10 protein-coding genes are annotated in these 12265 nt (G+C 43.0%); 7 read left to right on the forward strand and 3 right to left on the reverse strand.

Translation table 11 applies throughout. The features are described 5' to 3' along the window. Window positions 1-191: 191 nt before the first annotated feature. Window positions 192-590 carry a Fur family transcriptional regulator gene (locus WMO25_RS08020; RefSeq protein ID WP_117527187.1) on the forward strand — a complete coding sequence of 133 codons (399 nt, stop codon included), beginning with the start codon at window positions 192-194 and terminating at the stop codon, window positions 588-590. 181 nt (window positions 591-771) lie between these two features. Further along, window positions 772-1314: an NADH peroxidase gene (locus WMO25_RS08025; RefSeq protein WP_221718921.1), complete on the forward strand. Its 543-nt coding sequence runs from the start codon at window positions 772-774 to the stop codon at window positions 1312-1314. 133 nt (window positions 1315-1447) lie between these two features. Here the strand turns inward: WMO25_RS08025 and WMO25_RS08030 are convergent, their stop codons facing one another. Continuing rightward, the gene (locus WMO25_RS08030) at window positions 1448-2125 is read right to left on the reverse strand and encodes a hypothetical protein (protein WP_349084878.1); all 678 of its coding nucleotides are present in this window, start codon (window positions 2123-2125) and stop codon (window positions 1448-1450) included. Window positions 2126-2345: 220 nt separating this feature from the next. On the opposite strand from WMO25_RS08030, the gene WMO25_RS08035 reads away from it, so the two are divergent. From WMO25_RS08035 to WMO25_RS08050, 4 genes are all read left to right on the forward strand, one after another. Further along, window positions 2346-3593: a Na+/H+ antiporter NhaC family protein gene (locus WMO25_RS08035; RefSeq protein WP_349084880.1), complete on the forward strand. Its 1248-nt coding sequence runs from the start codon at window positions 2346-2348 to the stop codon at window positions 3591-3593. 256 nt (window positions 3594-3849) lie between these two features. Next, window positions 3850-4782: a homoserine O-acetyltransferase MetA gene (gene metA, locus WMO25_RS08040; RefSeq protein WP_015515284.1), complete on the forward strand. Its 933-nt coding sequence runs from the start codon at window positions 3850-3852 to the stop codon at window positions 4780-4782. A 25-nt stretch (window positions 4783-4807) separates the two neighbouring features. After that, entirely contained in the window at window positions 4808-7198 is a 2391-nt protein-coding gene (locus tag WMO25_RS08045; RefSeq protein WP_349084881.1) for an HAD-IC family P-type ATPase, read from the forward strand. A gap of 126 nt (window positions 7199-7324) precedes the next feature. Then, a complete protein-coding gene (locus WMO25_RS08050; protein WP_349084883.1) occupies window positions 7325-8464 on the forward strand; it encodes a M20/M25/M40 family metallo-hydrolase in 1140 nt (379 codons plus the stop codon). A gap of 127 nt (window positions 8465-8591) precedes the next feature. Here the strand turns inward: WMO25_RS08050 and WMO25_RS08055 are convergent, their stop codons facing one another. Further along, the gene (locus tag WMO25_RS08055) at window positions 8592-10316 is read right to left on the reverse strand and encodes an ABC transporter ATP-binding protein (RefSeq protein WP_349084885.1); all 1725 of its coding nucleotides are present in this window, start codon (window positions 10314-10316) and stop codon (window positions 8592-8594) included. Between the two features lie 321 nt (window positions 10317-10637). Here WMO25_RS08055 and WMO25_RS08060 point away from each other — a divergent pair, with 321 nt between their 5' ends. Further along, entirely contained in the window at window positions 10638-11912 is a 1275-nt protein-coding gene (locus WMO25_RS08060; RefSeq protein ID WP_349084888.1) for an ATP-binding protein, read from the forward strand. Window positions 11913-12000: 88 nt separating this feature from the next. On the opposite strand, the gene WMO25_RS08065 is transcribed toward WMO25_RS08060, so the two are convergent. After that, the coding region (locus tag WMO25_RS08065; RefSeq protein WP_349084886.1) for a GNAT family N-acetyltransferase at window positions 12001-12265 on the reverse strand (265 nt) is incomplete at its 5' end.

Below are 12265 nucleotides of genomic sequence, written 5' to 3' on the forward strand. Positions count from 1 at the left end.
TGGTTTTGACTGCACGCTGTGATGGGCAGAAGTGTAAAAGAATGAATCCTGTGTTTGGATATGTTTTTTCAAGAAAATGTAGAGAATATGAGAAATTGATATTGACGAAATGATGTTTATATATTAAAATAATGATAACGATTACTATTTATAAATATTTATTGATGAGTATAGAAACAGAGGAGATTAGTATGCCGGGATTGAAGTACAGCAGACAGAGAGAGTCTATTATTAATTGCCTGAAAGGGCGGAAGGACCACCCGACAGCAGATATGATTTACGCGTCGGTGCGGGAAGAGTATCCGAAGATCAGTCTTGGGACGGTTTACAGAAACCTTTCTTTATTAGTGGATCAGGGAGAGATTCTCCGCTTTTCATGCGGGGAAGGACAGGATCATTATGATGCAGATACATCACAGCATTATCATTTTGTATGCAAGAAATGCAGGGCTGTTTCAGATTTGCATATGTCACCGTTGGAACATATCGATGTGCTTGCGAAGGATGGTTTTGACGGTGAGATAGATGGTCATTTCGTTCTGTTTTATGGCACCTGCGGGAAATGCAAGGAAAATGAAAAAAATAGTTGACAAGGCGGGAAAAGTGGTGTAATATACAGATAACAGTAATGATTTCTGTTTTGAAAGAAACATATTAATCGCAACCGTTCCGTTTAATGGGGAAGCAGTCAGCGGGCATATAGCTGAAGGCAGTTAGTATGGATCGGAATGGTTACAGGATATTATAAAGTATGAAAAGGAGATTATAATTATGAAGAAATGGGTTTGTACAGTATGCGGTTATGTTTATGAAGGTGAGAATCCACCAGAATTTTGTCCAGTCTGTAAGCAGCCTGCCAGCAAGTTCAAAGAACAGTCCGCAGATAAGACATGGGCTGCAGAACATGTTGTAGGTGTTGCACAGGGCGCTCCGGAAGATATCATGAGTGATTTAAGAGCGAACTTTGAAGGTGAATGTTCAGAAGTTGGTATGTATCTGGCAATGGCTCGTGTGGCTCACAGAGAAGGTTATCCGGAAATCGGTTTATACTGGGAGAAGGCAGCTTATGAGGAAGCTGAACATGCAGCTAAGTTTGCAGAACTCCTTGGCGAAGTTGTTACAGACAGCACAAAGAAGAACCTTGAGATGAGAGTAGATGCTGAACACGGCGCAACAGAAGGTAAATTTGACCTTGCTAAACGTGCGAAAGCTCTGAACCTGGATGCAATCCATGATACAGTGCATGAGATGGCCCGCGACGAGGCTAGACACGGCAAGGCATTCGAAGGTCTGCTGAAGAGATACTTCGGCTAATCACAAAGCCACATAGAACAAGGATTTTTATGAGAGGGAATCACGAAAGTGATTCCCTCTTTTCAGTTTCGTCGATCTTGATCCTTCCCTTTTTACAAGTCGTAGTCTTGGATTTCAATCGATGGGCAGCGGATTAATGGAACGCAGATATAATAGCCTGTCCTCGTTTAATCATGCTGGATAACTTTGCCTGATTGAGTGGTTTGCGTTTGTAAAGGACATAATCATAAAGATCCTGTCTGTATTGGTGTACTTCTCGGAGCAATGAATTTGTAGCAGAACCATGAAACGGCTCACTGAAGATATCTTCAAGGTTTAAAACGATGCGCTCTCTTGACTTTATTTCTTTCATAGCCCAGTCTTTACGATATTCCGTTGTCATTAAATCAAGGTACATATTGAGCAGATTGATTTGGGCTTTTCCAAGGCTCTGAGGCTCTGCCTGAGCTGTCTTTTTAAGTTCTAAACTTGAATCACCGTAGAAAATTGCATCTTTATTGTCAAACCAAAGCCTCCAATTGAAATCATAGGTTTGACTATTCCAACATTGTTCCACAAGTTTGTACATTTCTTGTTGGAAATATTTTTTTGACCTTTCCTTTTCGGCTTTTTCATTTGTTTCTTTTGCGTGATTATACAGACAAATACCTACGATTACAACAATAACGCCGTATAGATATCCTCCACTCAGGAAACCAAGGATACCGATGATAGAAATGATGATGCCGACAGCTTCTGTTTCGAGACAAAATAAAACAACATTTACAAGGATTATAAAGAGGAGGGCTAATCCGATAATAGTTAATAACATTGATGTATCAATTCCTTTCTTTTCTGTTTATTTGATTTTTGATGAGTTGTGAAAAACAATTTGTTTTCTATGCTGCGATTGTATCATTTGAGTTAGAATTGGGTGGTCCCAGGTGGAAAAAACAGTGATTTGGAACTTGTAGGCGGCCGTGATAATCGCTATAATAATGAAAGAAATAAACGGGCGTTTCACAGTGCGGCCGTGTCAAAGGAGTCAATCAATGATAATTACAATACTACTTGCAGGGCTGCTTCTTATACTTGCTGCAGGCATCAGGTGTGGCTTTGCGCTGGATGATTTAATACGGATGGCAGTCAATGGCATAAAAAAGGCTGTGAATATTCTGATTGTGCTGGCTATTGTTGGTATTATGACAGCGATGTGGCGGGCAGATGGTACAATCGCTTATATCGTATCATCCGCAGCGGGATTATTTAAGCCATCTATTCTGATCGTGACCATTTTTTTGATGAATTGTCTTGTTTCTTTTATGACAGGGACTTCATTTGGAACAGCTGCAACGATGGGCGTGATCAGTATGACGATTGCCGGTACAGCAGGTGTTAATCCGGTAATTAGCGGTGGCGCGGTGATTTCAGGCTGTTTTTTTGGTGACAGATGTTCACCGCTTTCAAGCAGCGCAATTCTCGTGGCCTCTGTGACAGAGACAAATCTGTTTGATAATATCCGAAATATGTTAAGGACGGCAGCAGTTCCTTTTGTCCTGACGTGTCTCATTTATGGGGCGATTGGACTTGGTGGTGCCAATCAGGTTGATGCCACTTCCGTATCGGATGTTTTTGCAAAAGAGTTTCAGCTGAATAGATGGATGATTCTGCCTGCTATCATAGTGCTTGGACTTTCGATGCTGCGTGTCGATGTGAAGCAGTCGATGACGCTCAGTATTGTATGTGCAGTCATCCTTTGTGTTGTGTTTCAACACAGATCAGCAGCGGAAATTATCCGGATCATGCTGACAGGATACAGGGCCGGGGATCCGGTGGCTGCGCAGATGATCAATGGCGGTGGCCTGCTATCGATGAAGAAGGTTTTGATGATTGTCTGTATGACATCTACTTATTCCGGGATTTTCAGTGGCACCGGAATGCTGGATGGCATAACGGAATATGTAAAAACAATCTCTCAAAAGACGGGAAGATTTTTATGTATCGTGCTGCTTTCTGTTGTTACAAGTATGGTCGGCTACAATCAGACAATCGCGATCATGATGACAGAGCAGCTGGGCTGTGTTTTGTATAAAGAACAAGAAAATTCGCAGAGAGCAGTTGATCTGGAAGATTCTGCCGTTTTGATTTCGGCACTTATTCCGTGGTCCATTGCGGGAGCCGTGCCGGCAGCTACGATTGGTGCACCTGTATATTGTCTTGCAGCGGCATGCTATCTGTATTTAATTCCGATTTGTCGACTGGTTAGAAAAAAGAATATCTTTCCGGGATGCAACAATTAAGAATAATATAAGAAATAAGTCAGTCAATCGTCCTTGACAGAAGATGCAAAAAAAATTACAATATCTATTATACATGGAATTTGCTCCCAATTCCGCTGAAAATAAGGATGGGAGCCTTTTTATCATAATTGGAGTATAAATTCCGCCTGTGGTAAACGCTCCGCATGGATGCGCAGCGATTTTTAATGGATATTTAGTTTGATTATTGAGTTTTGTCTGCACATGCAGACAGATAGATTTAGGAGGAGACGACAACATGCCGATTAAAATACAGGATGATTTGCCGGCAAAGTCCGTGTTGGAGGATGAGCACATTTTCGTGATGACGGAGACGAGAGCTTTGTCTCAGGATATCCGTCCTTTGAAGATTGTGATTCTGAATCTGATGCCGACGAAGATTGAGACAGAGACACAGATTCTGAGACGCCTTTCTAATACGCCGCTGCAGATTGAGATTACGCTTTTGCAGACAGCGACCCATGAGTCGAAGAATGTATCTGAAGAGCATATGATTGCTTTTTATCAGGAATTTGACCAGATTAAGGATGAGAATTATGATGGTATGATCATTACCGGTGCGCCGGTGGAGATGATGCCATATGAAGAAGTGGAATACTGGGATGAGTTATGCGAGATTATGGAGTGGAGTAAGACACATGTGCATTCTACCTTCCATATTTGCTGGGGTGCCCAGGCGGGGCTTTATTATCATTACGGTATTCCGAAGTATATTCTGGACAAGAAGATTTCCGGCGTATTTTCCCATAAAGTGCTGAATAAGAAGTCCAGACTGTTCAGAGGTTTTGATGATACATTTTATGCGCCGCATTCCCGTCATACGGAAGTGAGAGCCGAGGATATCGAGAAGGTGCCGGAACTGAGAATTATGGCGGCTTCCGAGGAGGCCGGTGTTTATGTTGTGGGCAGTGCGGATGATTCCCAGTTCTTTATCATGGGCCATTCAGAGTACGATGTGGATACATTGGCGAAAGAATATTTCAGGGATGCAGAGAAGGGAATGAATCCGGAAGTGCCGAAGCATTATTTCCCGGATGATGACCCGACGAAGCAGCCGGAGATGAAGTGGAGTGCCCACGGACAGTGGATTTATTCTAACTGGATGAATTATTTTGTTTACCAGACAACACCATATGAATTGAAGAATGGTGTTTTTGTACCTGTAGAATGATCAATACAGTAACCTTGTGAAATGAGTGACAGGTAAGTGTACAACGGCAGATATGATGCATGATGTACCATATAAAAAGGATGATTTTATGACGGAAGATTATAAGGGATTATCTGGGAGTGAAGTCAGCCAGAGAGTTGAAGCGGGAAAGGTCAATACCACCACCAACAGTATATCCCGAACGAAGAAAGAGATTTTTCGGGCGCATTTATGTACGTTCTTTAACTTTCTGAATGTTTTTCTCGGTGCACTTGTTCTGATGACAGGACAGATTAAGAATCTGACTTTTATGTTTACGATTATTGCCAATTCAGTCATTGGTATTATTCAGGAGTTAAAGGTCAAGAGTCTTGTGGATAAGCTGTCTGTGATTACAGCCTCGAAAGCGACGGTTATCAGGGATGGCACGAAGAAGCAGATACCGCTGGATGAGATTGTTGTGGATGATGTGATGGTGCTGGAAAGCGGTGATCAGATTGGTGCGGACTGTGTGGTTCTGGAAGCCCAGGGCATTGAAGTCAATGAATCCATGATTACCGGTGAATCTGTGGCTGTGAAGAAGCATGAAGGCGATGAGATGTTGTCGGGAAGCTTTCTTGTGGCCGGAAGCGGTGTGGCAAGGGTTATTCATGTGGGCAGTGAGAATTATGCTACGATTCTGGCAGCCAAAGCCAAAGACAAAAAGCGTGCCACATCGGAAATGCAGGATTCCATCGGCAGGATTATCAAGATTGTCGGTTTCCTGATTGTACCGGTTGGTATATTGCTTTTCCTTTCTCAGAGAGCCATTGAGGGAACCACCACATCCGATGCCATTGTCAACACCGTTGCCGGTGTTATCGGTATGATTCCGGAAGGACTGGTACTTCTGACCAGTGTTTCATTTATTTTGGGTGTTGGCCGTCTGGCAAGAAAGCAGGCATTGGTGCAGGAGATGGAAGCTATTGAAGCACTGGCCCGTGTGAATGTGCTCTGCCTGGATAAAACCGGTACCATCACCACCGGTGATTTGGAAGTGGTGGAAGTTGTGCCTTGCGGGACTATGTCGGATGAGAAGATCAGAGAGGTCATGAATGAAATCACATTTGCATTCAATGATGTCAATCCGACCCAGCAGGCTTTGATGAATTATTTTGAAAAGACGCAGAAATGGCAGACAACGGATCTGATTCCGTTTTCCTCTGCGAGAAAATATCGTGCCATTGCCTTTGGCGAGCACGGAGCTTATGTGCTGGGTGCGCCGGAATTCATCATGAAGAATGATGAAGAATTGCTGAAGAAGAGCGAAACCTATGCTTTGCAGGGCTATCGTGTACTTTTGCTGGCGGAGACGAATCAGATTTCAAGTGCCGATGGTACGGTGGGAACACCAAAACCGGCAGCGCTGATTGTTATTTCCGACTGTGTCAGAGAAGAAGCACCGTCCACATTTGCTTATTTTGAAGCACAGCATGTGGCGATTAAGGTTATTTCCGGTGATAATCCGGCGACAGTTTCACAGATTGCCCAGAAGGCCGGTCTGAAGGATGGCGACAAATATATTGATGCTTCCACCTTGCCGGAGAGCTTTGATGAGCTGAAAAATGTTGTCAAGAACTATACGGTTTTCGGCCGTGTAACACCGGAGCAGAAGCAGCGTCTGATCAAGGCTTATCAGGCCAATAAATCGGTTGTCGGCATGGTGGGCGATGGTGTCAACGATGTTCTGGCTTTAAAGGATGCTGACTGTGGTATCGCCATGGCGGCGGGCAGTGATGCAGCGAAACAGGTGGCCCATATCGTGCTGCTGGATTCAGATTTTGTTCATTTGAAGGAAATCGTCAGCGAAGGCCGTATGATTATCTCCAACATCGAGAGAGTGAGCTCTCTGTATCTGACAAAGACCATTTATTCATTACTGTTGAATGTGATTTTTATATTATTGGGACGTTCCTATCCGTTTGTGCCGATTCATCTGACACTGATCAGTACGGTGGCCATCGGCATTCCAAGTTTTATTCTGGCATTAGAACAGACCGAGACTGTGACCCAGAGCGGCTTCCTAAAGCATGTGCTTCGAGTCGCACTGCCTGGAGCTTTGACCATGGTGCTGAATATGCTGCTGATTCAGGGAATTTCTATTGTACTTGGGTTTGACAGCGGCATGACTGCGACGTATAATTTGATTGTGGCAGGCATGGTCAGCCTGATGGTACTGATGCGGGTATGTAACCCGATGAATAAGATCCGAAGTATTTTGTGCAACACGATGATTGTGATTTTTGTGGCTTGTGTCATTTTATTCCCGGAACTGTTCAGCATCAACAGTGTATTCAGCTGGAGAATGATCTTTATTGCACCGCTTGTTATTTTTACTTATTACAGTATGAAGTATCTGTCGGCAATTGTTCATTTTCTGTTAAGAAAACATATTTAGAATCAGGAGGCCGTCGCCACCTGTCGAAGTCTTTCGACAGTGGCGGCGGTTTTTATTTTTTTCTGAAATTCGAGCATTAAAGATATCGCTGAGTGATTGAGTCATCGGCGTTGGGGAGGTATTTGTATGGATATAAAAACTTTTGCAAAGGAACATTTTGAGGAATACAAAGCGTTGATCTGTCAGTTGACAGCAATTCCGGCGCCGTCCCATCATGAGGAAAGGAGAGCGGCGTTTATCTGTGAGTATCTGCATCAGTTGGGATATGGCCAGGCGTTTATTGATGATGCGAAGAATGTGATCTGTGAGGTAAAAGGCAGTGATTTGGAGGCACCGGTGCATATTTTTATGGCGCATACGGATACGGTTTTCCCTGATGAGACAGAGATTTCGGTTGTTGTGGAAGACGGCTGTATCAAGGCACCGGGAGTTGGGGATGATACCACCAATGTGTGTGCGATTCTGATGACTTTGAAATATTTATCTGAGAAAAAGATTGTGCCAAAACAAACCATGGTTTTTGCCTTGAATTCCTGTGAGGAGGGACTTGGCAATTTGAAGGGATGCAGAGCCCTTGTGAAACAGTATACAGGAAGAATCGGGCAGTTGGTTTCTTACGATTGCGGATACAATGCGGGAACCATCTGGGCTGTCGGTTCGAGACGTTATGAGATTCGTATTCGGACTACCGGTGGACATTCCTATGCAGATTTTGGAGCGACCAATGCGATTGCGGTGGCTGCGGATATGATTCATGATTTTTATGAGATAGACACCAATACGATGCCGGGAAAAACAACGTACAATGTAGGATTGTTCGAAGGCGGTACATCAGTGAATACCATTGCTCAGGATGTGAAGATTCTCTATGAATATCGTTCAGACAGAATGATGGGACTGGAGCTGATGGAAAGAGAAATGTCAGCGATTATTGATAAATATACAGATCGTGAAGATGCCAGAGTAGATATTGAGATGATCGGGGACAGGCCTTCTATGGGGCAGGTAGACAAAAAGAAAATGACGGAGCTGCAGAAGCGGGCAGAAGGGATTATTTTCAGAAATACCGGTGTGATGCCGATGTTCGGAAGCGGATCCACAGACTGCAATATTCCATTGTCTATGGGCATACCGGCCCTCTGTTTCGGCGTCTATCTGGGCGGCGGACAGCATACAAGAGAAGAATATGTCCGAATCGATTCACTGGAAACAGGCCTGTGTGCGGCCATGGAAATGATTTGCGAGGATATGACGAACCCGTTGTAGGGAAAGCTGGGGTTCTTGGCTGTTAACGGCTGAATATAGGGTATTCCTCCCTGAAACGTCGCACACCCGTGAGAAATGTTTCAGGGAGGAATACCCTATATGAGTGAATAGGTTTACTGAATCAATATTAGGTTATGTTGTAATAGGCTGCATAAATGCCATTTTTATCAAGCAGTGTCTCATGTGTTCCGCGTTCGGCAATGCCGTTTTCAGTGAGGACAATGATTTCATCTGCATTTTTAATAGTGGACAGACGGTGAGCGATGGTGATCGTTGTACGGTTTCTGGAGAGTTCCTCCAGACTGTGCTGGATCCATCGCTCACTTTCGTTGTCCAGGGCACTGGTTGCTTCATCAAGAATAAGAATCGGCGGATTCTTCAGGAAGACCCGGGCAATGGAAATACGTTGCTTCTGGCCGCCGGAAAGTCTGGCACCACGTTCACCGACAAAGGTATCATATTGATCGGGCAATTCCATGATGAAGTCATGGATATTGGCACGTTTGGCAGCTGCAATAATTTCATCTTCTGAGGCATTCGGTTTACCGTAAGCAATGTTATCGCGGATGGATCCGGAGAACAGATAGACATCCTGCTGTACAACGCCAATCCGGCTTCGCAGACTTTTTAGAGTGAGGGTGCGGACATCGTGACCATCAATTGTGATCCGGCCATCGGTTACATCGTAGAAGCGGGGCAGCAGGGAGCATATGGTTGTCTTACCGCCGCCGGAAGGACCGACCAGTGCGACGGATCTGCCGGCAGGAATATCAATGGATACATGGGAGAGAACGGTTGTCTCATCGTCGCTGTAATGGAAGGAGACATCTTCATAGCAGACATGACCTTTCACATTGGCAAGATCCACGGCATCCGGTGCATCCTGAATTTCCGGCACGGTTTCCATAACATCAAGAAAACGGCGGAAACCGGAAAGACCCTTCTGCATCATTTCCATCAGTTCTACCAGAATCTGTATCGGACTGATGAAGATGCCGATATACAGGGCATACATAGCTAGGTCGGCAGCAGACATTTCGCCATTGGCGATTAAGAAACCGCCATAAACCAGTGTGACAAGATACATCATGCCCTGGAAGAACAGATTGGAGCTCATGAATTCACCCATACATCTGTAGTTGTCTTTTTTGGAAACAAGGAATGCCTGATTGCTCCGTCGGAACTTTTCTTTCTCGATGTCTTCATTTGTAAAGGATTGAACCACACGGATGCCGGCTAAAGTATCCTGCAGGCTGGCATTGACATCCCCGATTTTTCTTCTGTTTTCCATGAATGTCCGCTGCATCTTCTGATTCTGACGGAAAGAGAAGAAAAACATGACAATGACAAGGAAAATCAGAGGCAGAGCAAGCTTCCTGTTGATGACAAAAAGGAAGATGAAGGCACCGACAATTTTGATCAGAGAAATGAAAAGGTTCTCCGGACCATGGTGGGCAAACTCAGAAATATCGAACAGGTCACTGATCAGTTTGCTCATCATCTGTCCGGAATTATTCTGGCTATAATAAGAAAAAGACAATTCTTCATAATGCTCAAAGAGCTGCTGACGCATATCCCGTTCCATGTTGGCACCCATCATATGGCCCTGATAGCTGACATAATATTTGCATAGGCTCTGGATTACGTACATCAGGAACAATCCGATGCCGATCCATGGGAGGGCATGCAGGATCATGCTTTTATCCTGAGTGAAAAGTGTTTTGGTGGCTGTCCGCAGAATCTGTGGATAGGAAAGGTCTACAAGGCTGATGATGGCTGCGCAGAGCAGGTCAATAAAAAAGACCACTTTATAGGGGCCGTAGTAATGAATGAAATTTTTGAGTGTATGCATAAAAAGTTCCTTTCATCATAGAATTTCTATTTGGTCAGTTATGACGTTGATTTTATTATAAAGGAATACGGGTACTATGACAAGCTGTTCATTCAAGTCATTTACCGACCCCTGTTTTTATGGTATAGTGACAATCTGGATTGAAGCAGGGTATATCATCAATTTGGTCATACTATGTGTTTTACTTTAATCAAGATTAGAAAAAATGTAAAATTAAATAGTAAACAGGTCGGAAAAAATGTAAAAAATATAGTGGAATAGAACGTAAAAAATGTAGTATACTAGTTGTGAAGGGTGGGTGGAATAATGATTCGATTTGCAATGAATAATCTTTTACAGTGGAAAGAGAAGAAAAAAAGAAAACCTTTAATTATAATGGGAGCCAGACAGGTTGGAAAAACATGGCTGATGAAGGAATTTGGAAAGAATTGTTATGAAAAAACAGCGTATATTTCTTTTTATAATAATCAACGTATGGATGCGGTTTTTGAAAATGATTTTGACATTGAACGAATTATTATGAGTTTAAATATTGAGTCAGGAGTAACAATTACGCCTGAGAATACATTGATTATTCTGGATGAGATTCAGAATACGCCAAAAGTTTTGGAATCTTTGAAGTATTTTTGCGAAGAAGCACCGGAATATCATATTGTGGCGGCAGGATCGCTGCTGGGGGTGGCGATTCATGAGGGAGTATCGTATCCGGTAGGAAAAGTTGATTTGTTGGATTTATATCCGCTTAACTTCAGAGAGTTTTTATATGCGATGGGAGAAAAAGGATTGGCCGATGCCCTAAAAACAAAGGAATATTCTATTATAGATAATTTCTCAGACAAATATCTTTTCTGGCTAAAAAACTATTATTACACAGGAGGAATGCCGGCGGTTGTTGATGCTTTTCGGGTAGACAAGGATTATACGGAAGTCAGACAGATTCAAAGTGATATATTAAGACAGTATGAAGGTGATTTTGGAAAGCATATTGAAAGTAAAGTGTTGCCAAGAATCAGAATGGTGTGGAACTCTATTCCAATGCAATTGGCAAAAGAAAATAAAAAATTCTTTTTTGGACAAATAAAAAAAGGCGCCCGCAGTAGTGAATTTGAAATAGCCATTCAATGGCTGCTGGATTGCGGATTGATTCATAAGGTCAATCGTGTAAATGAACCGCATATGCCTTTAAAAGCGTATCAAAGCATGACTGCGTACAAATTGTTTATGCTGGATGTTGGATTACTTGGAGCATTAAGTGAATTGCCGGCGACATCTATATTGGAAGGAAATGATATTTTTATAGAGTTCAAAGGTGCGCTTACGGAGCAATATGTGCTTCAGCAATTGATTTCAGATACACCGTATACACCATATTACTATGGAACGGAAAAAGCTACTTTTGAACAAGATTTTATGATTCAGAAAGAAGATGCTATTATACCTATTGAAGTAAAAGCAGAGACAAATATAAGGTCGCAGAGTTTAAAAGCATATTGTGACAAATTTCATCCTAAGAAAGCGGTGCGTTTTTCTGCTTTAAAGTATATGGATCAGGAATGGATGGTCAACATACCGCTGTATGCGGTATGTAACTTATAAATCCGGATTTGTGAAGTTGGAGGAAAAGGTATGACAGAATGGGAAAAATCCTGTTTTTGACGAATAGAGAAATGAACATTCAGACGTATTAAAACGTTAATCGCATCTGGTGCCATACCACATTTCCGTGGACAGATTCTGAAATGCCTTCGTCTACGAAACCAAAGGAGGCATAATAATGGATCAGCTTGTCTTTGCAGGTTAATACCAGTCCTTTTCGGCCATGGGATTTGGCGTCAAGAATGGCTTTTCGGATTAATTCTCCTGCGTAGCCATGCTGACGATAAGAGGGGATGGTATTGACACCGAAAATCATTTGCCATGCCCCTTTTTCATTGTGCATAGAGGCGTTT

The organism is Coprococcus intestinihominis, from assembly GCF_040096555.1.
Classification (GTDB): Bacteria; Bacillota; Clostridia; order Lachnospirales; family Lachnospiraceae; genus Coprococcus_A; species Coprococcus_A intestinihominis.